Origin of the sequence: Streptomyces sp. 6N223, assembly GCF_052246635.1 — a bacterium.
Classification (GTDB): domain Bacteria; phylum Actinomycetota; class Actinomycetes; order Streptomycetales; family Streptomycetaceae; genus Streptomyces.
The window spans coordinates 20098-45570 of the sequence record NZ_JBQQCA010000008.1 but is presented as its reverse complement, the minus strand read 5'-3'; the positions used below and the strand labels follow the sequence as shown (position 1 = coordinate 45570).

Here is a 25473-nt window from a genome sequence, read left to right as displayed (position 1 = left end):
TCGTGAGGAATGCCGTCAGGAAATGGGCTCGTGGACGGTGACCAGCTTGGTGCCGTCCGGGAAGGTGGCCTCCACCTGCACGTCGTGGATCATCTCCGCGACGCCTTCCATCACGTCGTCGCGGCCGAGGACCCGGCGGCCGGAGTCCATCAGCTCGGCGACGGTGCGCCCGTCGCGCGCGCCCTCCAGCACGTGGGCCGTGATCAGCGCCACGGCCTCGGGGTGGTTGAGCCGCAGCCCGCGGGCGCGCCGCCTGGCGGCGACGTCGGCGGCCACGTGGATCAGCAGCCGCTCCTGCTCGTGCGGGGTGAGTCGCACCCGATCACCTCTCCGTCGTCGTCCCCCGGAGGTTAGTTCGGCCTCGTTACGGGGGCGTTACTATCCTCACAGTAACAGAGAGTGACGACAACGAAAGGATTGGCCGGTGCGGCCCCGGGCAAGGCAGGCTAGGAGCGCACAGTCGACCAGTGACAAAAGGGACGAGAGAGACGAGGGAGCCTCATGAAGATCGGGATCGTCGGAGCGACCGGCCAGGTCGGCGGGGTCATGCGCGCGATTCTCGCCGAGCGGAAGTTCCCGGTCGAGAGGATGCGGCTGTTCGCCTCGGCGCGGTCCGCCGGCCGCACGCTGCCGTGGCAGGACGGCGAGGTCACCGTCGAGGACGCCGCCACCGCCGACTTCTCGGGCCTTGACATCGTGCTCTTCTCGGCGGGCAAGGCCACCTCCAGGGCCCTCGCGGAGAAGGTCGCCGCGGCGGGCGCGGTGGTGATCGACAACTCCTCGGCCTGGCGCATGGACCCCGAGGTCCCGCTGATCGTCTCCGAGGTCAACCCGCACGCCCTGGCCGACCGCCCCAAGGGCATCGTCGCCAACCCCAACTGCACCACCATGGCCGCCATGCCGGTGCTCCGCCCGCTGCACGCCGAGGCCGGGCTCACGGCGCTGGTCGTCGCCACCTATCAGGCGGTCTCCGGCAGCGGTGGCGCCGGCGTCAGCGAGCTGGACGAGCAGGCCCGCGCCGCCGTCGCCCAGGACGCCGCCCGCCTCACCTCCGACGGCGGGGCCCTCGACCTCCCCGCGCCCTCCGCCTACGCCCGCACCATCGCGTTCAACGTGCTGCCGCTGGCCGGTTCGATCGTCGACGACGGCCTGGCCGAGACGGACGAGGAGCAGAAGCTCCGCAACGAGAGCCGCAAGATCCTGGAAATCCCGGACCTGAAGGTCTCCGGCACCTGCGTGCGCGTGCCCGTCTTCACCGGCCACTCGCTGCAGATCAACGCCCGCTTCGCCCGCCCCCTCTCCCCCGAGCGCGCCCACGAGCTGCTCGCGGCGGCCGAGGGCGTGCGGCTGTCGGAGATCCCCACGCCGCTCCAGGCCGCGGGCCGCGACGACAGCTTCGTCGGCCGCATCCGCCGCGACGAGACCGTGGACAACGGCCTGGCCCTCTTCGTCTCGGGCGACAACCTCCGCAAGGGCGCGGCGCTCAACGCGGTGCAGGTCGCCGAGCTGGTGGCGGCGGGCGCGTAAACGCCGCCGAAGCGGGCCCCGGGGCCCGGGTGCCCCCGGGGCTCCGGATCAGCAGTCGCAACCGCAGTCGCAGTCGCAGCAGCACGAGTCGGAGCAGTTGCTGCAGCAGTCACAGCAGTCACAGCAGTCCGAGCACTTGTGGCACAGGCCCTCGCGCGGCTCGCCGGTCCACGGGTCGTGGTAGGGGTCGCGGCAGCAGATCTGAGCGGTGCAGCACAGCGCGGTCCACACCGCGCAGCCCGCGATCAGGCCGCGGTGCCGCGGCGGCCGGGGCGGGGCGCCGCCAGGAGGCGGGCCGGGCGGGCCGAAGCCGGGCGGCGCGCCCGGCGGCACGTGCGAGCAGGTGGTGCCGAAGGTGCGGTCGACGGCCTGCCGCAGCTCGTGGACGAGCAGCGCGTGGACTAGGCGTTCGTCGGCGAACTCGGCCTCGCGCAGCGCCAGCCGCACGCCGTACGCCGCGTCGTCGCACAGCCGCCGCGCCTCCTCCAGCGGGGTGCCGGTGGCGGCGATCGGGTTCCAGGCGCCCGACGCCTCGTCGGACTCCAGGTCCTCCACGGCGTCGAGCAGGTGGGCCAGCCGCCCGAAGAGCCGCCCCGCCTCCTCCAGCGGCGCGGCGTTGCCCGGCCGTCCGGCGAGGTGGGCGGTGTGGGCGAACGCCGCCCCGGTGGCCGTCTCCGTCGGCTCGGTGACCGCCAGCAGCGGGGTGCCCGGGCCCGCCAGCGCCTCGACGCCCTGCTGCCGGTCGACCGCCTCGACCAGCACGGCCACCTCGAAGCCGAGTTCGGCGCCACTGCGCGCGGCGGCCCGGTCCCAGCCGCGCACCACCCGCCGGGCCGCGGCGGCCATGGAACGCCGGGCCAGCAGCCCGTCGCCGTCCAGGACGTGGTCGCGGACCTTGGCCGAGGCCAGCACCAGGGAGACGGCGGCGGCCAGCCGGGCGCCCTCCCCGTGCGCCACGGATGCGGGGCGCATGCCGCGCAGCGGGCACGGCCCGGCCTTGCGCCGCAGCTCGCCGGCGGCGCGCTCCGTCTGCGCGTCGTGCAGCACGGATATCAGCAGCCCGTCGTAGTTGGTGGCGATCCTGGCGGACTGGCCGTGGGTGCCGCGCAGCGCCAGGCACAGGCCGCACAGGTGGGCCATCCACTCCCTGCGGAGCCCTTCCGACAGCCGGTGCTGACACGGCCGGATGATCCCGAACATGGTCTTTCCCCCCGTTCTCCCCGGTGGTGTCGTGCGGAAAGCCCCCGGCACGCGGCCGGGGGCTTTGAGCAGTCTGCCATTCGCGCCGGGGCGCTGGCGTCAACTCACGGCAAAGTCATGTCCTCACGGGAGGCTCGCGCCGGTCGCCGCGAGGGCGTCCGCCACGGGCTGGAAGAACGTGACGCCGCCCGCCGTGCAGTCACCGCTGCCGCCCGAGGTCAGGCCGAGCGCGGTGGTGCCGGCGAACAGAGCGCCGCCGCTGTCGCCGGGCTCGGCGCAGACGGTGGTCTCGATGGTGCCGTCCACGGTGCCCTCCGCGTACTGCACGGAGACGTCGAGCGCGGTGACCTGGCCGCCGAACACGCCGGTGGTGCTGCCGCTGCGCGTGACCTCCTGGCCGACGACGGCCTCACCGGCCTCGGTGATGTCCTGGAAGGTGCCGTCGTACAGGTCGACCGCGCTGGGGTGGTCGATGTCGGCGGTGTACTGCGCCAGCGCGTAGTCCGAGCCGGGGAAGACGCTGTCCACGATCTGGCCGATCTCCGCGCCGGACTCGTCGGTCCAGCTGGCGGCGATGTTGCCGCAGTGGCCGGCGGTCAGGAAGCCGGCGCTGCCGTCCGAGAGGGTGACGTTGAACCCGAGCGAGCAACGCGCGCCCGCGGCGTAGATGGGGTCGCCGCCCTCGATGAACGGCTGGTACTCGCCCTCGACACGCTCGATCGACGCCATGTCGCCCAGCGCGTCGACGGCGTCCGCCACCTGCCGGTACTCCTCGCCGGTGACGGTGCTGTCCACCTTCACCTGGACCGAGTTGCTCATGGGGTCCACGGACCAGGACGTGCCGGGGACGGCGAACTCGTCGACCTCGGCCTTGACCTCGTTCAGCTCGGCCATGGTGTGGTCCACCATCCTGGCCTCGGCGCCCGCGGCCCGCACGGAGTCGGCCGCCGAGGAGTCCACGACGTTGACCACGAGCTTGCCGGTCTCGGCGTCGTAGTAGCTGCCCGCGGTCGCGGAGCCGAGCCGGTCGGTGAGGGTGGCCGCCAGCTCGCCCGCCTCCGGTGAGGACAGGACCTTCAGCTCGGTGGTGTCGGACGTGGGGGTGGCGTTCGCCTGTGCGACGGCGAACGATCCGGCGACCATGGCCGCGATGCCGGTCGCCGCGATCGCCAGGCGCCGCGTTGACTTGCGTCGGTGTGTCACGCTCGTTGCCTCCTGTGGGGGTTGGAGCCGCAGCTCCGGAGAGAGCACGGACGCGGGTACGAGCGGGTGTCGCGCCGGTCGCCCATTGGTCACGTCCATGCCAAGCGGTCTGGCGAGTATTGCGAGCCAACCGGGGCGCGCACAAGAACGAGTTCGCGCCCCAGCCATATCAACACACCATTGCAGGAAATCAACGCGAAGTATCCACAACACTCCGAGAGAAGCCACAGTGATCCCGCGAACCGGCGCACCCTGCGCGGTCGGCGGTCACCCCTGAGCCATCACGTATGGCGGAGCGAACGGACTAGACCTGTCCGAAAACCACCGCCTGGAGTTCGTTCTTCGCCCCGCGGCGTTCGGAAATCGTGCCCCCCGGCCGCCCGGGGGGGCGTCCGGGCGGCCCCAGACAGGCCGCTGCCCCCACCCGCGGCGGGCGGGTGAGGGCAGCGGCGGCATGCGTGCGTACGGAAGCACGGAAGCGCGGGTGCGCGTGCGGAGGAGCCGGACGCCGAACGCGCGGGGCGCCGGGCGCCCGGGGCGGTCAGAAGACGTTCACGCCGTAGGCGTTGAGGGCCTCCACCACGGGCTGGAAGTACGTCGTCCCGCCGGTGGTGCAGTTGCCACTGCCGCCGGAGGTGAGACCCAGCGCCGTGTTGCCGGAGAACAGCGCGCCGCCGCTGTCGCCCGGCTCGGCGCAGACGTTGGTGCGGATCATCCCGTAGACGATGTCGCCGCCGCCGTAGTTGACCGTGTAGTTGAGCCCGGTCACCGAGCCGCTGTGCAGGCCGGTGGTGCTGCCGCTGCGCTGCACGGACTGGCCGTTGGTCGGGTTGGCGGCACCGGTGATGTCACGGGTGCTCCCGTTGTAGAGGTTGACCGTGCCCGGGTGCGCCAGGGAGGTGTTGCTGTACCGCACCAGGCCGTAGTCGTTGGTGGGGAAGCTGGAACCGGCGGTGGGGCCGATCGTCGTGCTCTGGGAGGAGTTGGTCCACCAGGTTCCCGCGCCGTCGGTGCAGTGCCCGGCGGTCACCAGGTAGTACGTGCTGCCGCTGCGCACGTTGAAGCCGAGGGAGCATCGCCAGCTACTCGCATAGATGGCGTCGCCGCCCGCGATGTAGCGCCGCAGCACGCCGTCGGTGCGCTCGATGGTGATGGCGTCGGCGAGGGAGCCCGCGCGGCTGGTGATCCGCCGGATCTCCGCCTGGGAGACGGTCTCGTCGACGGAGACGACGACGCCGTTCGTCTCCTGGTCGACCGTCCAGGCCGTCCCGCCCACGTCCGCGGCGAGCACGGCGTCGCTCGCGGCCCTGAGCTGGGAGGTGCTGAAGGTCTGAACCGGCTCGGCCTGCGCGGCCTGCGGAGCGAGGATCGCGGCGACGGCGGCGAGCAGCCCGGAGACCGCCGCCAGCATCCGCAGCCGTCTGCCGGAGCGGCTCCGCGAGGTTCTGTGGGATTTGGTGCGCTTGGATCTCACTTACTTCCTCCATGTAAGGAATGAGGGGATACGCTCTGGTGTACGGATCCCGTGAGGCGTGGCCAGGAGCTGTCGGTAAGAGATCGGCAAGACATGCCCCTGACAAGCGCTGTCCTGAGTGTTCTCACCACCAGCCCTGTTGCCAAGAACGTCTTTCGGCCAGGAGAGGACACCGGCGCGGGCCGCGGCTCACCCGGCTGGACGGACGGGATGAGCCTTACGCTCCGTCAGTATTTCACCGACTGTCCGTCAGCGAAGTACCCGTCGCACCTCTGATGGACCGCCATATCGTATGCACCAGAACCGTCACGAAACCCGGTACCAGGCGCAATCCGCTTGGCACACCATCCGCATCATGGACGACCATAGGGAAGCGGACTAGGAATGTACGAACGGGCCGCGCGAGGAGAGGAGGCATCCATGGGATCCGTGCGAAGGGCGAGTGCCTGGCTGGGCCTCGTCGATGACCGCGAAATGCGTTACTACGACGACGAGTACGCCGAAGGGCCGGAGCCGGGCGACACCGCGGAGCCGTGGACCACCGACCCGCGCGTCCGCGTCGCGGCCGAGGCCGCGCACGAGCAGGGCGGTCGGATCGCGACGGTCTCCCCGGACAGCTTCCGGGACGCCCGCCGCATCGGCGAGCTGTTCCGCGACGGCGTTCCCGTCGTGGTGAACCTCACGGCCATGGACGCCGCCGACGCCAAGCGGGTCGTGGACTTCGCGGCCGGCCTCATCTTCGGCCTGCGCGGCTCCATCGACCGGGTGGCCAACCGCGTGTTCCTGCTGACCCCCGCGGACTACCAGGTGGTCAGCGGCGACACCCGCCGGGCGTCGGAGGGCGGCTTCTTCAACCAGAGCTGACACACGGCGGCACACAGCGGCACACACGGCCCGCGGAAGGCGTCAAGACCGGTGAGCGCCTTCCCCAGCACGAGCTGGTGCATCTCGCTGGTGCCCTCGTAGGTCAGGACCGACTCCAGGTTCGCCATGTGCCGCATCACCGGGTACTCCAGCGAAATTCCGTTCGCCCCCAGGACGGTCCTGGCCGTCCGGCAGATCCGCAGCGCCTCGCGCACGTTGTTCAGCTTGCCGAGGCTCACCTGCTCGGGCCGCAGCCGCCCGGCGTCCATGCGCCGCCCCAGGTGGTGGGCGAGCAGCACGCCCTTGTGCAGCTCGACCGCCATGTCGGCCAGCTTGGCCTGGGTGAGCTGGAACCCGCCGATCGGCCTGCCGAACTGCTCGCGCCTCACGGCGTAGTCGAGCGCCGCCTCGAAGCAGGCGCGGGCCGCCCCCATCGCGCCCCACACGATGCCGTACCGGGCGTGGCTCAGGCAGGACAGCGCCGCGCGCAGCCCCTGGCCGCCGGGCAGCGCGGCGCCGGCGGGCAGCCGCACCTCGTCCAGCACGAGTTCTCCCCCAGGCCCTGGGGGCCTGGGAGGTACCCCCAGGTGACCGAGGCCCGCAGCGAGACCTTGTGCCGGATCTCCGTGGCGGCGAAGCCGGGCCGGTCGGCGGGCACGAGGAAGCCGCGAACGCCGTCCTCCGCCCGCGCCCAGACGACGGCCACGCCGGCCAGCGACCCATTGGTGATCCACGCCTTCCGGCCGGTCAGCACCCAGTCCGGGCCGTCCCGCCGCGCCCGGGTGCGCATCCCCGCCGGGTCCGAGCCGTGGCCGGGCTCGGTCAGCGCGAAGCAGCCGATGACCTCGCCGGCGGCCATGGCCGGCAGCCAGCGCTCGCGCTGCTCCTCGGAGCCGAGGCGGTGGATGGCGTACATCGCCAGCGAGCCCTGCGCCGAGACCAGGGAGCGCAGCGCGGAGTCGGCCGCCTCCAGTTCGAGGCAGGCCAGGCCGTACTGCACGGACGAGGCCCGGCGCAGCCGTAGCCCTCCAGGGTCATGCCGAGCGCCCCGAGCGCGCCCAGCTCGCGTGCCAGCTCCCGAACGCCGGGCAGCTCCCCGCGCTCGAACCACTCGGCGATGCCGGGCAGCACCCGCTCCTCCGCCCACCGGCGCACGGTGTCCCGCACCGCCCGGTCCTCCGCGCTCAGCAGCTCGTCGAGGCCGAGCGGGTCGGCGGGGTCGAAGGGCGGCAGGGCCTCGGCCGGGTCGGCGGCGGACATGCGGGGTGCGGCCTCTCTGGTGAGGGATACGGGAGGGGATACGCGAGGGATGCGGGGGACGCTACGGCCGCCGGCCGCCGAGCGACAGCGGCGAGCGGTCGCGCTCGCCCGCCTGGGCCGGCGCCCACGCCCGGTCCCGTGGAGCCTTGCCGTCGTGGCAGGGCGGGACGTCCAGCGACGCCGGCAGGCGCAGCGCGGCCAGCGCGCCGAGCAGCAGCATGGCGGCGCTGGCCACCAGCGTGAGGTGCATGCCGTGGACGAACGCCTCGCTGGCGGCGTCCCGCAGCGCCCGGCCGCTCTCGCCGCCGATGCGGGAGGCCACCGCGTACGCCTCCCCCAGCGAGTGGCTGGCGGCCTCGGCGTCCGCCTCCGCCACGCCGCTCAGCCGGCTGGCGCCGCTCACCTCGGGGGCGTACGTGGCGTTCATGACGCTGCCCAGCAGCGCGATCCCGATGCCGGCGCCGAACTGGTACGCCGTCTCGCCGATCGCCGCCGCTCCCCCGGCCTCGCGGGCCGGGCAGTCGCTGAGCATCGCCTCGTACGCGCCGAACAGCGTCGTCTCCAGGCCGAACCCGAGCAGCACGAAGCCGATCGTCATCACCACGGGCCGGTCGTGCTGGTCGAGGAAGAGGAGCGTCAGCACGGCCAGGGCGGTGATCACGAAGCCCGTCGCGACCATGGCGCGCGGCCCGATCCGGTGCAGCAGCCGGGAGCCCGCCAGCCCGGCGGCGATCGCGGCCAGGCTCAGCGGCAGCAGCCGCAGCCCTGTCTGGAGCGGCGAGAGCCCGAGCACCAGCTGCAGGTACTGCGCGGCCACCAGCGCGAGGCCGACGAGGGCGAGCACGGTGAGCACGATGCAGCCCACCGAGGTGCCGAAGGCGGGCCGGGTGAACGCCGCCAGGTCCACCAGCGGGCTGCCGCGGCGCAGCTGGCGGCGTACGAAGAGCGACAGCAGGCCGACGCCGATCCCGGCGGCGAGCACCGTGCCGGCCGTGAAAGCGTCGCCCCCGCCGGCGCGTTTGAGGGCGAGGATGAGGGCGAACAGCCCGGCCGCGGCCATCAGCGCGCCGGTCACGTCCCACGGCCCGGCGCCGTCGCCGCTGGACTCCGGCAGCAGCCAGCGCCCGGCGGGCAGGCACACCGCCATCAGGGGGATGTTGATCAGGAAGACCGACCCCCACCAGAAGTGCTCCAGCAGCACCCCGCCGACGAGCGGCCCGATGGCGGCGCCCACGGCGGCGACGGCGCTCCAGATCCCGACGGCCAGCGCCCGCTCGCGCCGGTCGGGGAAGACCTGACGCAGGATCGACAGCGTCGCGGGCATGATCATGGCGCCGCCGACGCCGAGCAGGCCGCGGGCCACGATGAGCATTGCCGGGCTGGCGGCGTAGGCGGCGAGGGCGGAGGCGAGGCCGAAGCAGGCGTAGCCCAGCAGCAGCACGCGGCGGCGGCCCACCCGGTCGCCGAGGGTGCCGAAGAGGATCAGCAGCGAGGCGCAGACCAGGGGGTAGGCGTCGACGATCCACAGCAGCTCGATGCCGTCGGGCCTGAGGTCCTTGGTGACGGCGGGCACGGCCACGTGCAGGACGGTGGCGTCGACGGCGACGAGCAGCAGGCTGACGCAGAGCACGACGAGGACCGTCCACCGTCCGCGCGGCCCGGGCTGCATCTGTTCTCCGCACCTCTCCTTCTGCTGCTCGCGCTGCTCTTGGGGCCCGTCCAGGGCAGATGGTCAGACAGACTACGACAGCCGGGCGGGCCCCAGCGCCCCCCGCCCGCCGGGCCGCCGTTCACCTGCGGCCGACGAACGGAAAACCTTCTTAAACAGCCGCCGGAAAAGAGCGCCGCCGGCAAATCATGGGCCGAAGCTTTTGGTAAAGCCCGGATATCGGAGCCTCGAATAGATGGACCATACATCACATAGCCGTCACGAACGCGGGCCGGAGACGGAAGCCCGCTATCACTGCCGGTAATCTGACAGCGTGCGTACCGACCGATTCTTCGCCCGCCTTGAGCAGGAGCAGAAGCCACCCGAGGTGCCGACTCCCCAAATGAGCCGGACCCGGATCATGCTCCTGTGGGCCACGCTGGGGTTCTACGCGGTCAGTGTCGCGGCCGTGCTGAGCACTTCATGGCTGGTCCGCCTCGACTGGCAGGTGATGCTGTACCGGCCGTACAAACAGTGGCCTGAGCTGCACGCGTTCCTCGACTATTTCGTGGTGCTCGGGCAGCGCGGTCCCACGGCGGTGCTCATCGCCGCGTGGCTGAGCTGGCGTTGCTGGCGGCAGCGCACGCTGCGCCCGCTGCTGGTGCTGGTCACCGCCCTGCTGCTGCTGAACGTCACGGTGGGCGCCGCCAAGCTCGGCATGGCGCGCGAGGGGCCGCACTACGCGAACGTCATCGGCTCGAACGAGATGTGGGGCAGCGGAGATATATTTCCCTCCGGCCACACCGCCAACGCCGTCGTCACCTGGGGAATCCTGGCCTATCTGGCGACCACCCCGGGCGCGCGGCGGACCCTGTCGGTCATCGCCGCCGTCTTCGCCCTGAGCGTGGGCGCCACCACGGTCTATCTCGGTACGCACTGGGTGAGCGACGTGGTGCTGGGCTGGGCGGCCGGGCTGCTGGTGCTGCTGGCCCTGCCCTGGTGCGAGCCGGCGATCGCCCGGACCGAACGCACGCTGCTGACGCTGCGGAACCGGCTGCGGCGCCTGCGCGGCCCGGACGCGCCGCCCGCGGCCGCGGTGGCCGCCGTGCCCCTGGCGGCGGGCGCGGCGCTGCCCGGCGAGGAGCCGGTGCCGCAGGGCGAGCCCGCCGTGGCCGGGGCGGGCCGGGTGACGCAGGTGCGGCTGCGGCCGTCGGGGCGCGCCCATCCCCCCGGCCACCCGGGGACCTCCGGCCACCAGAACGGCGGCCACCCGGGGCGGCCGGAGCATCCCGTCCGCCCGCCGGTCGGCAGCCGCTGACGCCTCTGACCGCCTCGGTCCCTCCCGTGCGCGCGTCTCAGCCGTGCCAGCAGCGGACGACCTCGTCGTCCTTGACGGCGAGGTTCAGCCGCCCGGCCATGTACTCCATGGTGATGACGGCGTCGGGTGCGAGGCGGCGGACGGTGCGCCAGCCCCGCTCCCGGGCCCGGCGTTCGGCGTCGTCGGCGGCCAGCCCCACGTAGGCGTCGGGCGAGTCGTCGGGCGTCTGCGGCCGAGGAGGAAGCGGTGCCATGGCGCCACCGTACGGCCTCGCTCAAGCACCCGGAAGTACCACCCGGATCCGGGAACTGTCACGCTTGTGTCACGACGCGCCCGGTCCGGCAGCCGTACCCACATCGTGCACGATCTGTAATTGCAGCCCTTCCCGAATTCGCGTTCGCCACGGCCGGGCGCAATTCGGGGCCGGATTTACCGGCGTTGCCGGGTGACACCATCGGACCCCTCGAATTCACACGCCAGATGAACCGGGTGAACGGAAGGTTTATGGCGGGTGCGGGACGGCCGCCCGGACGGCGGGCTCGCGGCTCCGCCGGACGCCCCGGCGGCGGGGCCCGATGAGGCGATTCGCGCCACGCCGGGCGTGACCAGCCCGCCACCCCGCCCGTTGAGCACGGGGCACCCCGCCGGCCCCGGCGGGGATCCCGAACCGAGGAGCGACAGTGTCCCCCCTGCTCGACGTCAGCGACGACGTACGCGCCGAGATCGGCGACGACGAAGCCGAACGCCTGCTCACCGGCGAGAACGCCCCGGACAGCTACGACTGCACCTCGTGCCGCACCCCCGGCAACACCCGCCAGGAGCGCACCAGCACCGTGCTGTTCGTCGGCGAGGAGACGGCGGTGCTCGCCTTCGCCCACGCCTCCTGCATCCCCTCGCAGGTCGTCTCCGTCTCCGAGGAGCAGCTGCGCGGCGCCGTGCGATCCATCACGGGCGACGGCCCGGCGCCGGCGCCGGAGCCCGACGCCGTGGCCGGCGCCCAGCGGCCCGGCGTTCCGCGGGCAGGCGTTCCGCAGCCGGGCGCGGAGGGCCTCGAACCCGCCCCCGGCCAGGCCGTGCTCGGCGTCACCTGCGGCCAGATCCTGATCGACGCGGAGCTCCACCCGGCGATCGTGGTGGAGCCCACCAGCCCCGTCCTGCGGCCCGGTTCCCAGGGGCCGGGCGACGACTTCCTGCCGCTGCTCATCGAGGCGGGCTTCATGCCGGTCACCGACGTCGCGGGCGCCCCCGCCCGGCTGCCGGGCTGGTCGGTGCTGCTGGCGATGGGCAAGCTGCACGCCGTGCTGCAGTCGGCGCCGGGCGACGCCCAGCCGACGGCGTGGTGGCAGGCGCACCAGCCGCTGCCGGTGACCGAGGGATGGCGGGCCAGCGCCAGCAAGCACCAGACCGTGTTCGTCTACGCCGCCCCGGCCGGCTCCATCGGGCAGCAGCCGCGCGAGGACCTGCTGCGCGAGGCCCTGGAGAAGGCCGCCGCGAGCGGGCTCCTGGTCGCGGCGGCCATGCCGCTGGCCGGGACCTAGGCACCGAGGTACAGGTGAGTCGTTCAGGTACACCCGCGTGTCGCCCCGCATCCGCCGGACCGGCCGATCGTTGGACGGACGTGCAGCCTTACGAACCATCCCGACCGCAGTCCACCGGCATTCCCGGCATGCGTACCTCCTACGAGCAGCCCACCGGATCGGCGACGCCGATCTACGACTCCCTGTACGCCGAGTACCGTCGGCTGTTCCGGGCGCTGCCCGGCGACCGCACGGGCGAGGAGGAGCTGCGGTTCACGGGATTCGAGCCGGCGCACGGCGGGGGCGGGGCGACCGTCGGCGGCGCGGGCGGCTGGCAGGGCTACGTCCGCCACTTCGAGGCCTCCGCGACCGCGACCGCACCGGCCTCCGCCTTCGCCGGCCACGCGCACGGCGCGCACGGCGGCCACGGAGCCCACACCAGCATGCCGGGCCACCACCCCCACCCCGGCTACGCCGGCCACTACGGCTACGGCGGCCAGAGCCGGGCGCTGCCCGCGGCGCTGCCGCCCGCCCGGTGAACCCGGGCCCCTGCTCGCCTACTCCCGCCCGCCCCTGCTGCCCTGTTTCCCGCGCACCCGGACCGACACCTTCACCGGCGTGCCCTCGAAGCCGAACTCCTCGCGCAGCCTGCGCTCGATGTACCGGCGGTAGCTCGCCTCCAGGAACCCGGAGGCGAACAGCACGAAGCGCGGCGGCTTGGTGCCCGCCTGGGTCCCGAAGAGGATGCGGGGCTGCTTGCCGCCCCTGACCGGGTGCGGGTGCGAGGCGACGAGCTGGCCGAGGAAGGAGTTCAGCCTGCCGGTGGTCACCCGGGTCTCCCAGCTCTCCAGGGCCGTCTCCAGGGCCGGGACGAGCCGCTCCATGTGCCGTCCGGTGCGCGCGGAGATGTTGACCCTCGGCGCCCACCGCACCTGCACGAGCTCCTGCTCGATCTCGCGCTCCAGGTAGACCCGGCGCTCGTCGTCCAGCAGGTCCCACTTGTTGTACGCGATCACCACCGCGCGGCCGGCGTCCACTGCCATCGAGATGATGCGGGTGTCCTGGACGCTGATGGGCTCGGTGACGTCGATCAGCACCACGGCGGCCTCGGCCTTCTCCAGGGCCGCGGCGGTGCGCAGCGAGGCGTAGTAGTCCGCGCCGTCCTGCAGGTGCACCCGGCGCCTGATGCCGGCCGTGTCGACAAAACGCCAGGTCTTCCCGCCGAGGTCGATGAGCTCGTCGACCGGGTCGCGCGTGGTGCCGGCGACCTCGTGGACCACGGCCCGCTCCTCGCCGGCGACCTTGTTGAGCAGTGACGACTTGCCGACATTGGGGCGGCCGAGGAGGGCGATGCGGCGCGGGCCGCCCGGTCCCCCGGCGTAGAACTCGGCGGGCGCCTCGGGCAGCACGTCGAGAACGGCGTCGAGCATGTCACCGGTGCCCCGGCCGTGGAGCGCGGAGACCGGGTGCGGCTCGCCGATGCCCAGCGACCACAGGTAGGCGGCGTCGGCCTCTATCGAGGGGCCGTCGACCTTGTTGGCGCACAGCACCACGGGCTTGCCCGCCCGGCGCAGGAGCTTCACCACCTCCTCGTCGGTGTCGGTGACGCCCACCGTGGCGTCGACGACGAGCACCACCGCGTCGGCGGTCTCGACGGCGAACTCGGCCTGGGCGGCGACGGACGCCTGCACGCCGAGCACGTCGCGCTCCCAGCCGCCGGTGTCGACGACCTTGAAGCGGCGCCCGGCCCACTCGGTCTCGTAGCTGACCCGGTCGCGCGTGACGCCGGGGCGGTCCTCGACGACGGCCTCGCGGCGGCCGAGAATGCGGTTCACCAGTGTCGACTTGCCGACATTGGGGCGGCCGACGACGGCCAGCACGGGCAGCGGGCCCTCGGTCGCGGCGGCGAGTTCGCCGTCGACCTCCTCGGCCTCGAAGCCCTCCTCGGCGGCGAGCTCCATGAACTGCGCGTACTCGGCATCGCCGAGGGCGCCGTGCCCTCCGGCCCCGCCGGTGTGGTCCTGCTGGTTCATGACGTCCTGTACCTCGTTCATGGTGGTTCGCGCCCGCTCGTCGTGGCCGGCCGCCGGGTCCAGTCTCGCGCAGCGGCCCAGTGCCCTGCGCCTAGCGGCCGGTGAGGCGCCGGGCCTCCTTCAGGTGAGCGGTCAGCCGCTCCTGTATCAGCCCGCTGGCCGCCTCCAGCGCCGCCCGGGTGCGCCGCCCGCCGCCGTCGGACGCCGGGTGGAACGGCTCCCCGAAGACCGCGTCGATGCGCGCCCGCGCGGGCGGCAGCGCGCGTATCACCCGGCCACGGCGTTCACCGCTGCCCAGCATCGCCACCGGCACGATCGGCGCGCCCGAGCGCAGCGCGAAGTACGCCAGGCCCGACCGGATGGCCGCGAAGTCCCCCGAGGTGCGGGTGCCCTCGGGGAAGATGCCGAGGACCCCGCCGGCCTCCAGGACGGCGAGCGCCGAGGCGATCGCCGCGCGGTCCGCGCTGCTGCGGTCCACCGCGAGCTGCCCGATGCCCCGCAGGAACGGCCCCAGCGGCCCGGTGAACGCCTCCCGCTTGACCAGGAAGTGGACCGGGCGCGGCGCCAGGGCCATCAGCACCGGGCCGTCGACGTTGTGGGTGTGGTTGACCGCGAGGATCACCGGCCCCGTGGCGGGCACCCGCCAGTCGCCGAGTGACCGGATGCGCCACGCGCCGCGCAGCACGCCCGCCGCCAGGCGCCGGCCGGCCGCCGCGCCCCGTGCGCTGGTCAACTCTCCCGCCGCCTCCGCTGCTCGACCAGACTGATCACGCGCTCGATCACCTGCTCCAGCGTCAGCTCCGTGGTGTCCACCTCGGTGGCGTCGTCGGCCTTGGCCATCGGCGAGGCCTGGCGGCCGGCGTCGGCGGCGTCGCGCCGGGCGAGTGCTTCCCGGGTGGCGCTCACGTCGGCGCCCGCCACGCCGCCCTGGCCGGCCAGCTCAGCGCTGCGGCGCGCGGCCCTGGCCTCGGGCGAGGCGGTCAGGAAGATCTTGGCGTCCGCCGCGGGCAGCACGGTGGTGCCGATGTCACGGCCCTCGACGACGATGCCCACGCCCGCCGCCGCGCCCGCGGCGATGGACCGCTGGAGCTCGGTGATCCGGGCGCGCACCTCCGGCACCGCGCTGACCGCGCTGACGGCGGCGGTGACCTCCGGACTCCGGATCGGGCCGGAGACGTCGGTGCCGTCCACGGTGATGGTGGGCGCCAGGGGGTCGGTGCCGGAGACGATCGACGGCTTGACCGAGGCGGCGGCGACGGCGGCGCGGTCGCGGACGTCGATGCCGTTGTTCAGCATCCACCAGGTCATCGCCCGGTACTGGGCGCCGGTGTCGAGGTAGTCGAGGCCCAGCCGCGCGGCGACCGCCCTGGATGTGCTGGACTTGCCCGTGCCGGAGGGGCCGTCGATAGCGACGATGACGGGGGGTACGGCCACGGCGGAGGGCACCTTTCTCGACGGTTCTCTGCTGTTGTCGACGTTCTCGACGTTCGCGGTTGTCCGCGGTCTCGGTTGTTCTCGGTTGTTCTCGCCAGCGCCGACTGCCCGTCGACGACTGGTCGAAGAGAAGGGTACCTGTACCCCGGGGCCTGCTACTGCCGGATCGACCAGCCGCGTTCACGCAGGGCGGCGATCAGCACGGGCGCGGCGGTCGGCTCGACCATGAGCTGGACGAGACCCGCCTGCTGCCCCGTGGCGTGCTCGATCCGCACATCCTCGACGTTCACCCCGGCCCGGCCGGCGTCGGCGAAGATACGGGCCAGCTCTCCGGGCCGGTCGGTGATGAGCACCGCCACCGTCTCGTACGCCGCCGGCGCCGCGCCGTGCTTGCCCGGGACGCGCTCGCGCCCGGCGTTGCCCCGCCGCAGCACCGCCTCGATGCCCGCCACGCCGCCCTCGCGCTTGGCCTCGTCCGAGGACTGCAGCGCGCGCAGCGCCCGCACCGTCTCGTCCAGGTCGGCGGCGATCTCCGCGAGCACCTCGGCGACGTGCCCGGGGTTGGCGGAGAGGATGTCCACCCACATCGCGGGGTCGGAGGCGGCGATCCGCGTGACGTCGCGGATGCCCTGCCCCGCCAGCCGCACCGCGCTCTCCTCGGCGCCCTCCAGGCGCGCGGCGACCAGGCTGGAGACGAGCTGCGGGGTGTGCGAGACGAGGGCGACGGCGCGGTCGTGCGCGTCGGCGTCCATCACCACCGGCACGGCCCGGCACAGCGCCATCAGCTCAAGCGCGAGGTTGAGCACCTCGGTGTCGGTCTCGGCGGTGGGCGTGAGCACCCAGGGCCTGCCCTCGAAGAGGTCGGCGGTGGCCGCCAGCGGCCCGGACCGCTCGCGGCCCGAGAGCGGGTGGGTGCCGAGGTAGCGGGACAGGTCGCCGCCGAGCGCGACCAGGTCCTGGCGCGGCCCGCCCTTGACGCTGCCGACGTCGACGTACGCCCGGGCGTCGCCGCGCCGCTGCGACTCGGCCACGGTCGGGGCGATGTACGCCGGCGGCACGGCGACGACGGCGAGATCCACCGGGCCCTCGGGCGGCTCCTCGGTGCCCGCGCCCAGGGCGGCGGCGGTGCGCGGCGCGTCCGGGTCACGGTCGCGCAGGTGGACGCGGACTCCGCGCGAGGTGAGCGCGAGGGCGGCGGAGGTTCCGATCAGGCCGGTGCCGATGACGAGTGCGGTGCGCATCGCTACAGCCCGACCTCCTTCATCAGGCGGCCGACCTCGGTGTTGGTCATCCGGCGCAGCCAGCCGGACTTCTGGTCGCCCAGCGCGATGGGCCCGAAGCGGGTGCGGACCAGCCGGTCGACGGGGAAGCCCACCTCGGCGAGCATCCGGCGGATGATGTGCTTGCGGCCCTCGTGCAGCGCGACCTCGACCAGGTAGTTCCGGCCGGTGTTCTCCACGACCCGGAAGTGGTCGGCCCTGGCGAAGCCGTCCTCCAGCTGCACGCCCTCCTTCAGCCGCTTGCCGAGGTCGCGCGGGACGGGGCCCTGGATCGCGGCGAGGTAGGTCTTGGTGACGCCGTACCGGGGGTGGGTGAGGCGGTGGGCGAGCTCGCCGTGGTTGGTGAGGAGGATGAGGCCCTCGGTCTCGGTGTCGAGCCGCCCGACGTGGAAGAGGCGGGTCTCGCGGTTGGTGACGTAGTCGCCCAGGCACTGGCGGCCCTCGGGGTCCTCCATGGCGGAGACCACGCCGGCTGGCTTGTTGAGGGCGAAGAACAGGTACTTCTGGGCGGCGATGGTCAGCCCGTCCACCTTGATCTCGTCGCGCTCGGGATCGACGCGGCGGCCCTGGGTGGTGACGACCTTGCCGTTGACCTCGACCCTGGCCGACTCGATGAGCTCCTCGCAGGCGCGGCGGGAGCCGAGCCCGGCGCGGGCCAGGACCTTCTGCAGGCGTTCGCCCTCCGGCTCGCCGAAGGTCTTGGGGAGCCGGGGCGTACGCCGGGCGGACTCCTCCTGCCGGGCGCGGCCGCGCTCCTCGAACTGCGCCTCGTACTCGCGCGGGCGGGCCACGGGCGCGGGGCGCGAGGGCGTACGCCCGCCGCGGCCGCGTTTGGGCGGCTCCGCCGCCTGCCGGGGGGCGCCGCCCTTCCCGTGGCGGCGCTCCTCGGGGCGCGGCCGCCCCGTCGCCCGCCGTCCGGCGTTCCGGCCACCGGCCGCCCCCCTGGGGTTCCGGTCGCCGTTCCTGCCGCTGCCGGCCCTGCCGCCGCTGCCGCTGCTTCGCATCGCTGGTCCGTGTGTGTAGTGGTCTAGTGGTCGGTGGTGGAGCCGCCGCCGCGCTCGCCGCCCTCATCGGCGTCGGCGTCAACGTCGAACGACGGCACTCCCTCCTGGCTCTCGCCCTCCACCTGGTCGGCCTCGGGGAGGAAGGGAGCCAGCTCCGGAAGCTCGTCGAGGCCGCGCAGGCCCATCCGCTCCAGGAAGTAGTTCGTCGTCACATACAGGATCGCACCTGTTTCGGGTTCGCTGCCCGCCTCCTCCACCAGCCCGCGCTGCAGCAGGGTGCGGATGACGCCGTCGCAGTTGACGCCGCGCACGGCGGAGACGCGGGAGCGGGTGACCGGCTGGCGGTAGGCGATCACGGCCAGGGTCTCCAGGGCGGCCTGGGTGAGCCGGGCGTGCTGGCCGTCGAGCACGAAGCTCTCGACCGCCTCGGCGTACTCGGGGCGGGTGTAGAAACGCCAGCCGCCGGCGATCAGCCGCAGCTCGAAGCCGCGCCGCTGCTGGGCGTACTCGTCGGCGAGCTCGCGCAGCGCGTCGGCGACGGCCCGGCGGGGGCGGCCCAGCACCTTGGCGAGGTGCTCCTCGGTGGCGGGCTCGTCGACGACCATCAGCACCGCCTCCAGGGCGGGCTTGAGCTCCAGCGCGGCGGCCCCGGTCTCGGCGGGGGGCGCGTCGGGGCGCGGTGGCGCCTGCTCGGTCTGCTGCTCGGTCTGCTGCGTCAGCTGCTCGGTCTGCTGCGTCATGGGCGTTCCGGCACCTCTTGCTCGCCTTCTCCTGGCTCGCCTTCTCCTGGCTCGTCTTCTCCGGCTTCGGCGTCGGGCTGCCGGTCGAACTCGTCGGTCACCCGCGTGGGCCCCTCCTCCGGGCCGCACCAGCGGACCGTGAGCGGCCCCAGCGCCTGCTCCTGGTCGAGGGCCACGGCCCGCTCGCGGTAGAGCTCCAGGAGGGCGAGGAAGCGCGCGACCACGGTGAGGGTGTCGGGCGCGTCCGCCACGAGCTCGGCGAAGCGGGCCTCGCCGCTCGCGCGGAGCCGGGCGACGAGCACCTCGGCCTGCTCGCGGACGCTGACCAGGGGGGCGTGGATGTGGTCGACGTAGACCTGCGGCTTCGGCTTGGGCTGCATGGCCTTGACGGCCAGGCGGGCGAAGCCCTCGGCGCCGAGGCTGATCACGACGTCGGGCAGCAGCTGGGCGTGGTGCGGCTCCAGGCCGACGGTGCGCGGGTGGCGGAGGGCCTCGGCGGAGAGGCGTTCGGAGAAGATGTCGGCGACCCGCTTGTACGCGCGGTACTGCAGCAGGCGCGCGAAGAGCAGGTCGCGGGCCTCCAGGAGCGCGAGGTCGGCCTCGTCCTCCACCTCGGCGGCGGGCAGCAGCCGCGCCGCCTTCAGGTCCAGCAGGGTCGCGGCGACGACGAGGAACTCGGTGGTCTGGTCGAGATCGAAATCGGGCCCCATGGCGCGGATGTGCGCCATGAAGTCGTCGGTGACCCGGGAGAGGGCGACCTCGGTGACGTCCAGCCGGTGCTTGGAGATGAGCTGGAGGAGGAGGTCGAAGGGGCCCTCGAAGTTCTCCAGGACGACACGGAAACGCGCGTCGTCCGCGGCGGCCTCGCCGGTGGCCGGCGGGTCGGTGGCCAGCGGGTCGGTGGCCGCGGCGAAGGCGCCGCGATCCGCCGCTGTGGCCTCGCCGCCCGCGGGGTCTCGGCCGGGGGCCGGGGCCCTGCGAGGGGAGGGTACGTCTGCGGCGTGCGCCGGCCCTCCGGCCCGGTCCGGAGCGAGATCCGCGGCCGAGACCGGAACCGCCGGGGCCGGATCCTCCGCCGCCTGGGCGGGAACTGACCCCGGAGGCGAATCGGTGGCGACGGCCGCCCTCGCGGTGTCCTGGACCACGCTCGCGGCGCGGTCGCCGGCCGCGGCGGAGTCGCTGCGCGGAGCCGGCGTAACGCCCGTGGCCGGGTCGCCGGCCGCGGCCCGCTCGATGGCCGGGGCCGGATCGGCGGCCGGGGGCTCCCCACCCGCGGACGGGGCCGTCTCCGCCGCGCGGTGCGGCTCGGGTGGCCGGGCAGGTGGCGCGGCGGTGCCGGGGCCCCGGCCCAGGGCGCGGCGGCGGGGTTCGGGGCCGCTCATGGCGGCCTAGCGGCCGCGCAGGCGGCGTACGAGGATGCTCGCCTCGCCGCGTGATTCGAGGTCGGCGAGGACCACGGCGACGGCCTCCCGGACGATCCTGCCCCGGTCCACGGCCAGGCCGTGTTCGCCCCGGAGCACGAGCCGGGCGTGCTCCAGGTCCATCAGCTCCTCGGCGGAGACGTAGACGGTGATCTTCTCGTCGTGGCGCTCCCGCCCGCTGGGGCGGCGCGCGGCGCGGCCTCGCCGGGAGGGCTCGGATGCGCCGGCCGCGCCCTTGGCGCCCGCCGCCCGGGTGCCGGCCGCCCGCTTGCCCTGTCCGGGCACGGCCCGCTCCGCCCCCGGCTTTCCGGCCGCGGTCTCCTCCTCACCGCCGCCCTCGCCCGACGGGCCCGCCCCTGCCGGGCGCCGCTCGCCCGCCGGGGCGGGCACCCGCGGCGCGGCGTTCACGGAGTTGGCGGAGTTCGCGGTCGCGGAGTTCGCGGAGTTCTCAGCGGTGCCACTCGCGTGCTCGGGAGGGGTCGAGGGCTGCACGGCGGCCCCTCCGGTACTACGGAACAGTTCGTCGGCCGCCGGGAGACTCACTCGGCGTGGCACCGGGCGAGCACCTCCCTGGCGAGCTGGCGGTAGGCGGCGGCGCCGACGGAGTTGGACGCGTAGGTGGTGATGGGCTCGCCGGCGACCGTGGTCTCGGGGAACCGGACGGTGCGGCCGATGACCGTGTGGTAGACGTTGTCGTCGAACGCCTCGACGACGCGGGCGAGCACCTCCCGGCTGTGGACGGTGCGGGAGTCGTACATCGTCGCGAGGATCCCGTCGAGCCGCAGGTCGGGGTTGAGCCGCTCCTGCACCTTCTCGATCGTCTCGGTCAGCAGCGCCACGCCGCGCAGCGCGAAGAACTCGCACTCCAGCGGCACGATCACCTTGTGCGCGGCGGTGAGGGCGTTCACCGTGAGCAGGCCGAGCGAGGGCTGGCAGTCGATGATGATGAAGTCGTAGTCGCCGAGCAGCGGTTGCAGGGCCCGCTGGAGGGTCGACTCGCGGGCGACCTCGCTGACGAGCTGCACCTCGGCGGCGGAGAGGTCGATGTTGCTCGGCAGCAGGTCCATGCCGGCCACCGCGGTCTTCAGCAGGACCTCGTCGGGGGCCATGCCCCGCTCCATCAGCAGGTTGTAGATGGTGAGGTCGAGCTCCATGGGGTTGACGCCGAGGCCGACGGAGAGGGCGCCCTGCGGGTCGAAGTCGACCAGCAGCACGCGGCGTCCGTACTCGGCCAGGGCCGCGCCCAGGTTGATGGCCGAGGTCGTCTTGCCGACGCCGCCCTTCTGGTTGCACATGGCGATGATCTTGGCCGGGCCGCGCTCGGTCAGCGGGCCGGGAATGGGGAAGTACGGCAGTGGCCGGCCGGTGGGGCCGATGCGCTCGCGGCGCTGCCGGGCGGCGTCGGGCGCGATGGTGGCGGCGTACTCGGGGTCGGGCTCGTATTCCGCGTCCGGGTCGAAGAACTGCCCGTCGGGGAGGTCGTAGTCGGTGTAGGGGCCGGTCTCGCCGCCCTTGGGGTCTGGTGCCATGGTGTTCATCTCATGGCCGTCCGTGCTCTGATGCGCTGTCATGCTCAGTGGGCTCTGGTGGGTTGCGTAGGTGTGGACAGCGACGGAGCCGATGCCCGTCAGATCCGAGGCGCTCTGACGCCGCTCGGGGACCCCTGGTTGTCCTTCCCCGGGAGTAATTGTCGACTCATTCACAAGTCGTCTTACCTCCTTGGGGACCAGGAAACTTCTAGATAGGGTCAGCGTTCACCATGCCGACGTTTGGCGACTCTATGGCGTGTCGGCGGTTCGCAGCAACACAATCCACCGGACCGGCATGGATGTGTCGGCCGTCGAACAATCACTTGTCAAGGGCACAAGCCTCTCCAGTGGGACGATTCCGCAGCTCACGAATCGGCTGAAAGAGCCACCTTCGCGACGAGTTGGCGCGGGCGGGGCGCGCCGCGCCGCGCGACCGTGCGGTCGCCTTGCCGGGCAAGTCGGTCCCCCTGCTGTGATGTTCGCGATGTTGACGCCGGTGGCCGGGCCGTTGACCGGCCGTTGTCCCGCAGTTGACGGCCGGTCGCGCCGTCAGCCGAGCACGCTCAGGGGCTCGGCCTGCGGCAGCCCGTGGGCCTGCGCGACCGGCCCGTGCACGACCTGCCCGTCGTGCACGTTGAGCCCGCGCGCCAACGCCGGATCACGGCGCAGCGCACCAGGCCAGCCGTGGCGGGCCAGCGCCACGACGTAGGGCAGCGTGGCGTTGGTCAGCGCGTGGGTCGAGGTGTTCGGCACCACGCCCGGCATGTTGGCGACACAGTAGAAGATCGAGTCGTGGACCCTGAAGGTGGGGTCGGCGTGCGTGGTCGGGCGGGAGCCCTCGAAGCAGCCGCCCTGGTCGATCGCGATGTCGACAAGGACACTTCCCGGCCTCATCCGGGAGACGATCTCCCGCGTCACCAGCCTCGGCGCGCGGGCGCCGGGGACGAGCACCGCGCCGATGACGAGGTCGGCCTGAAGCGCGGCCCGCTCCACCTCGAAGGCGTTGGCGGCGACGGTCTGGACGCGGGTGGAGAAGACCCGGTCGGCCTCGCGCAGCTTGCCGGCGTCCTTGTCGAGCAGCGTGACGTGGAAGCCCATGCCGACGGCGACGCGGGTGGCGTTCCAGCCGGCGACGCCCCCGCCGATGACGACGGCGCGGCCCGCGGCGGTGCCGGGGACGCCGCCGGGCAGGACGCCGCGGCCGCCCTCGGAGCGCATCAGGTGGTACGCGCCGACCTGCGGCGCGAGGCGGCCGGCCACCTCGGACATCGGGGCCAGCAGCGGCAGCGCGCGCCCGGCGGGCCCGGCGGTCTCGACCGTCTCGTAGGCGAGGGCGGTCGCGCCGGAGGACAGCAGCGCCTCGGTGCACGCGCGGGAGGCGGCCAGGTGGAGGAAGGCGAAGAGGATCTGGCCCTTGCGCAGCCTCGGATACTCCTCGGGGAGCGGCTCCTTGACCTTCAGCAGCAGCTCGGCGGCGGCCCACACCTCCTCGGCGGTGCCGAGGACGGCGGCGCCCGCGCGGGCGTACTCCTCGTCGTTGATGGCGGAGCCGAGCCCGGCGCCGGACTCCACACACACCTGGTGTCCTTCCGAGACGAGCTCGCGCACGCCGGCCGGGGTGAGCGCCACCCGGAACTCGTTGTTCTTGACCTCGCGGGGGATGCCGACCTTCACGTCGATCAGGGTCCTTGGACTCGGAGTGGTGGGGATTCCTCTGACTCCTCCAGCGCCCGGTCGTCGGCGAGCAGCCGCTCGGCGGCGGCGCGGTGGGAGGCGGCGGCCTGGGTCTCGCCCAGGCGTTCGGCGCAGTCGGCCAGCAGCAGCCGCAGGGTGGCCACCAGCCGCCGGTCGCCGGCGCGCTCGGCCTGGCGCAGCGCCTCCTGGCCGGTGCGCAGCGCCTCCTGCGGACGCCCGGCCCGCTCCTGCGCCCTGGCCGCCTCCGCCAGCGCGCCGGCGTGGGCGCCGGTGTCGCCGAGGCGCCGGTGCGCGGCGGCGGCCGAACGCCAGGCGAGCAGCGCCTCGCGCCAGTCCCCGCCGCGGCCGAGGACGGTGCCGATCCTGCCGTGCAGCCGGGCGGCCCCGGCGGTGTCCTCGCGGGACTGGCGGTGCGACAGGGCCCGGCCGTACCAGTCGGCGGCGCGCTGCCAGTCGCCGAGTTCGGTGTAGGTGTCGCCGAGGGATTCCAGCGCGCGGCCGAGGGCCGCCGGGTCGGCGGCGTGATCGCGCTGGGCGCGGGCGGCCTCCAGGGCGGCCCGGTACCGGTCGAGCGCCACGGTGTGGCGGCCGGCGCGGGCGTCGAGGTCGCCGAGGCTGAGGAGGGCCGCGGCCTTCTCGCGGGGCAGGCGCTGGCGTTCGGCCACGCGCAGCACCAGCTCGTGCAGCCGGTAGAGCTCGGGCCCGGCGTGCTCGGCGCCCCGGTGGGTGATCAACGCCCGGCTGAGGGCCGCGACGAGCCGCCGGGCCAGTGTGTCGAGCTGCCCGTCGTCGGCGGCGAGGCGGGCGGCGGCCAGCAGCCCGGGCAGCCGGGCCTCCAGCCAGCCGGCGGCGGTGGCGCGGTCGGCGAAGCGGACGGCGGCGGGCTGCTCGGCCAGCCACTGGCGGGCGGGCGAGCCCGGGGGCTCGGTGACGGCCTCGCAGCCGCGCAGCAGGCGCACGGTGCGCTCCAGCATCCGGGCGCGGGCCAGCAGCGCGTCGGCGGGCTTCTCGCGGGCGGCGAGCCGCTCCCGCATCAGGGGGTGGAGGCAGCCCGGCACCTGGTAGTGGTGTTCGAGCCCGCCCTCGGGGCCCGACGGGGCGGCGGTCGCGTCCGTGGGGTGGCCGGGGCCGGGGTGGGGGCCGACGGGGTGGAGGAGGCCGAGCAGGGCGAGGTGGGCGAGGAGGGTGCGCGCGGTGGCGACGGGGCAGCCGGCGAGGGCGGCGGCGGTGTGGGGGTCGGCGAGCCCGTCGGGTGCGAGGGCGAGCAGCCGCAGCAGGCGGGCGGCGGGGGCGGGCAGGGCGGCGTGGGCCATGAGGAACGCCCGGCGCAGGGCGTCGTCGACCGGGGCGGGATCGGGACCGTGCTCGGGCTCGGCTTCGGGTTCGGGCTCGTCGTCGGGGTCCGCCTCGCCCGCCGGGGCCGGGAGCGGCGCGTACGGGTCGTCGTCGGCGGCGGGGGGCTCGTCGAGGGGCTCGTTGATACGGCGCACGGCGTCCACGACGGCGGCCTCGGGGTGGGCGGCCAGCCATCCGCCGGCCAGCGTGAGGGCGGCGGGCAGGTGGGCGCACTCCTCGGCGAGGCGTTCGGCCGCCGTGGGGTCGACGGTGACGCGGACCTCCCCGGCGCCGCGCTCCAGCAGCCGCAGGGCGGAGGAGGAGCGCAGCCCGCCGAGGGTGCAGGGGCGGACGTCGGGCACGCCGGTGAGCGGGCCGCGCGCCACCGCGAGGACCAGGCAGTGGCGCGTGTCGGGGATCAGCCCGTCGAGTTGGGCGGCGGAGCCGACGTCGTCCAGCAGCAGCACGGCGCGGCGCCGGCTGAGGGCGTCGCGCAGCTCGCCGGTGAGCTCGTCCTCGTCGGCGCCGGCGGTCGTGGCGAGGCCCAGGCCGCGCAGCAGCTCGCGGACGGTGCGTTCGGTGGGGGCGGGGTTGCCGGCTGGGTCGGTGAGGCGGGCGCGCAGCAGCCCGTCGGGGTAGCGGCCCGAGGCCAGCATCTCGCGGGCGAACTCCTCGGCCAGCGCGGTCCGGCCGCTGCCGGGGCGGCCCGCCACCAGCAGCACGCGGGCGCGGGGTGCCGGCCGCCCGGCCATGGTGTCGAGGCCCGCGGCCTCGACGTCGGCGCGGAGCCGGGCCAGCTCCTCGCGCCGGCCGAGGAACGCCGCGCGCGCGGCCGTCCCCGCCGTGCCGCCCGCCGGGGTGCCCGTGTGACCGTCCGCCGGCCCGTCTCCCCGCGCCGTCCGTGCCATCACCGTGCCCTCGTCGCTCACGGCCCGAGCGTATGCCAGGGCGCTCCTGATAGGGAGTCAGGACACGTCAGGCGGTGCCGGGC

General features: G+C 74.1%; 22 protein-coding genes and 1 pseudogene. 5 read left to right on the top strand and 18 right to left on the bottom strand.

All coding sequences use genetic code 11. From position 1 onward, the window contains the following. Positions 1 to 15: 15 nt before the first annotated feature. Positions 16 to 318: an urease subunit gamma gene (locus ACTWQH_RS07890; RefSeq protein WP_443285637.1), complete on the bottom strand. Its 303-nt coding sequence runs from the start codon at positions 316 to 318 to the stop codon at positions 16 to 18. Positions 319 to 501: 183 nt separating this feature from the next. On the opposite strand from ACTWQH_RS07890, the gene ACTWQH_RS07885 reads away from it, so the two are divergent. Further along, on the top strand, positions 502 to 1527 hold the full coding sequence (locus ACTWQH_RS07885) for an aspartate-semialdehyde dehydrogenase (protein WP_443285636.1): 1026 nt from the start codon (positions 502 to 504) through the stop codon (positions 1525 to 1527). 48 nt (positions 1528 to 1575) lie between these two features. On the opposite strand, the gene ACTWQH_RS07880 is transcribed toward ACTWQH_RS07885, so the two are convergent. The 3 genes from ACTWQH_RS07880 to ACTWQH_RS07870 all read right to left on the bottom strand — a co-directional run bounded on the left by ACTWQH_RS07880 (position 1576) and on the right by ACTWQH_RS07870 (position 5404). Beyond that, on the bottom strand, positions 1576 to 2727 hold the full coding sequence (locus tag ACTWQH_RS07880) for a DUF5685 family protein (protein ID WP_443285635.1): 1152 nt from the start codon (positions 2725 to 2727) through the stop codon (positions 1576 to 1578). Between the two features lie 123 nt (positions 2728 to 2850). Further along, entirely contained in the window at positions 2851 to 3930 is a 1080-nt protein-coding gene (locus ACTWQH_RS07875; protein ID WP_443285634.1) for a S1 family peptidase, read from the bottom strand. A 541-nt stretch (positions 3931 to 4471) separates the two neighbouring features. Then, positions 4472 to 5404, bottom strand: a complete 933-nt coding sequence (locus ACTWQH_RS07870) for a S1 family peptidase (protein ID WP_443285633.1) — start codon at positions 5402 to 5404, stop codon at positions 4472 to 4474. Positions 5405 to 5824: 420 nt separating this feature from the next. Between ACTWQH_RS07870 and ACTWQH_RS07865 the strand changes: the two genes are divergently transcribed. Then, entirely contained in the window at positions 5825 to 6268 is a 444-nt protein-coding gene (locus ACTWQH_RS07865; RefSeq protein WP_443285632.1) for a cell division protein SepF, read from the top strand. 32 nt (positions 6269 to 6300) lie between these two features. On the opposite strand, the pseudogene ACTWQH_RS07860 reads toward ACTWQH_RS07865, so the two are convergent. Both ACTWQH_RS07860 and ACTWQH_RS07855 read right to left on the bottom strand, forming a co-directional pair. After that, a pseudogene (locus ACTWQH_RS07860) lies at positions 6301 to 7528 on the bottom strand (acyl-CoA dehydrogenase family protein); the annotation flags it as partial. A gap of 61 nt (positions 7529 to 7589) precedes the next feature. After that, on the bottom strand, positions 7590 to 9197 hold the full coding sequence (locus tag ACTWQH_RS07855; RefSeq protein ID WP_443285631.1) for an MFS transporter: 1608 nt from the start codon (positions 9195 to 9197) through the stop codon (positions 7590 to 7592). A gap of 313 nt (positions 9198 to 9510) precedes the next feature. Between ACTWQH_RS07855 and ACTWQH_RS07850 the strand changes: the two genes are divergently transcribed. Further along, the gene (locus ACTWQH_RS07850) at positions 9511 to 10494 is read left to right on the top strand and encodes a phosphatase PAP2 family protein (protein ID WP_443285630.1); all 984 of its coding nucleotides are present in this window, start codon (positions 9511 to 9513) and stop codon (positions 10492 to 10494) included. A gap of 37 nt (positions 10495 to 10531) precedes the next feature. Here ACTWQH_RS07850 and ACTWQH_RS07845 read toward each other — a convergent pair whose 3' ends face one another. Further along, positions 10532 to 10747 carry an I78 family peptidase inhibitor gene (locus tag ACTWQH_RS07845; protein ID WP_443285629.1) on the bottom strand — a complete coding sequence of 72 codons (216 nt, stop codon included), beginning with the start codon at positions 10745 to 10747 and terminating at the stop codon, positions 10532 to 10534. Positions 10748 to 11174: 427 nt separating this feature from the next. Here ACTWQH_RS07845 and ACTWQH_RS07840 point away from each other — a divergent pair, with 427 nt between their 5' ends. Then, a complete protein-coding gene (locus tag ACTWQH_RS07840; protein WP_443285628.1) occupies positions 11175 to 12032 on the top strand; it encodes a hypothetical protein in 858 nt (285 codons plus the stop codon). Between the two features lie 128 nt (positions 12033 to 12160). Then, a complete protein-coding gene (locus tag ACTWQH_RS07835) occupies positions 12161 to 12550 on the top strand; it encodes a hypothetical protein (protein WP_443285627.1) in 390 nt (129 codons plus the stop codon). Positions 12551 to 12568: 18 nt separating this feature from the next. Here the strand turns inward: ACTWQH_RS07835 and der are convergent, their stop codons facing one another. From der to ACTWQH_RS07780, 11 genes are all read right to left on the bottom strand, one after another. Continuing rightward, positions 12569 to 14044: a ribosome biogenesis GTPase Der gene (gene der / locus ACTWQH_RS07830; protein ID WP_443285722.1), complete on the bottom strand. Its 1476-nt coding sequence runs from the start codon at positions 14042 to 14044 to the stop codon at positions 12569 to 12571. 91 nt (positions 14045 to 14135) lie between these two features. Continuing rightward, positions 14136 to 14777 (bottom strand): lysophospholipid acyltransferase family protein, encoded by a 642-nt coding sequence (locus ACTWQH_RS07825; RefSeq protein WP_443285626.1) that lies wholly within the window; start codon positions 14775 to 14777, stop codon positions 14136 to 14138. Beyond that, positions 14774 to 15478, bottom strand: coding sequence for a (d)CMP kinase (gene cmk / locus ACTWQH_RS07820; protein WP_443285625.1), 705 nt, complete (start codon positions 15476 to 15478; stop codon positions 14774 to 14776). Before cmk ends, ACTWQH_RS07825 begins: the two co-directional genes overlap by 4 nt. A gap of 155 nt (positions 15479 to 15633) precedes the next feature. Further along, positions 15634 to 16719 (bottom strand): prephenate dehydrogenase, encoded by a 1086-nt coding sequence (locus tag ACTWQH_RS07815; RefSeq protein WP_443285624.1) that lies wholly within the window; start codon positions 16717 to 16719, stop codon positions 15634 to 15636. A 2-nt stretch (positions 16720 to 16721) separates the two neighbouring features. Then, positions 16722 to 17762, bottom strand: coding sequence for a pseudouridine synthase (locus tag ACTWQH_RS07810; RefSeq protein WP_443285623.1), 1041 nt, complete (start codon positions 17760 to 17762; stop codon positions 16722 to 16724). A gap of 23 nt (positions 17763 to 17785) precedes the next feature. Further along, positions 17786 to 18502, bottom strand: a complete 717-nt coding sequence (scpB, locus tag ACTWQH_RS07805) for an SMC-Scp complex subunit ScpB (RefSeq protein ID WP_443285622.1) — start codon at positions 18500 to 18502, stop codon at positions 17786 to 17788. Continuing rightward, positions 18499 to 19884: a segregation/condensation protein A gene (locus ACTWQH_RS07800; protein ID WP_443285621.1), complete on the bottom strand. Its 1386-nt coding sequence runs from the start codon at positions 19882 to 19884 to the stop codon at positions 18499 to 18501. Before ACTWQH_RS07800 ends, scpB begins: the two co-directional genes overlap by 4 nt. 6 nt (positions 19885 to 19890) lie before the next feature. After that, on the bottom strand, positions 19891 to 20478 hold the full coding sequence (locus ACTWQH_RS07795; RefSeq protein ID WP_443285620.1) for a hypothetical protein: 588 nt from the start codon (positions 20476 to 20478) through the stop codon (positions 19891 to 19893). Further along, entirely contained in the window at positions 20463 to 21545 is a 1083-nt protein-coding gene (locus tag ACTWQH_RS07790) for a ParA family protein (RefSeq protein ID WP_443285721.1), read from the bottom strand. The genes ACTWQH_RS07795 and ACTWQH_RS07790 overlap by 16 nt, the downstream gene beginning before the upstream one ends. Positions 21546 to 22001: 456 nt before the next feature. Then, positions 22002 to 23135 carry an alanine dehydrogenase gene (gene ald / locus ACTWQH_RS07785; RefSeq protein ID WP_443285720.1) on the bottom strand — a complete coding sequence of 378 codons (1134 nt, stop codon included), beginning with the start codon at positions 23133 to 23135 and terminating at the stop codon, positions 22002 to 22004. Next, the gene (locus tag ACTWQH_RS07780; protein WP_443285719.1) at positions 23132 to 25390 is read right to left on the bottom strand and encodes a tetratricopeptide repeat protein; all 2259 of its coding nucleotides are present in this window, start codon (positions 25388 to 25390) and stop codon (positions 23132 to 23134) included. Before ACTWQH_RS07780 ends, ald begins: the two co-directional genes overlap by 4 nt. Between the last annotated feature and the right edge of the window lie 83 nt (positions 25391 to 25473).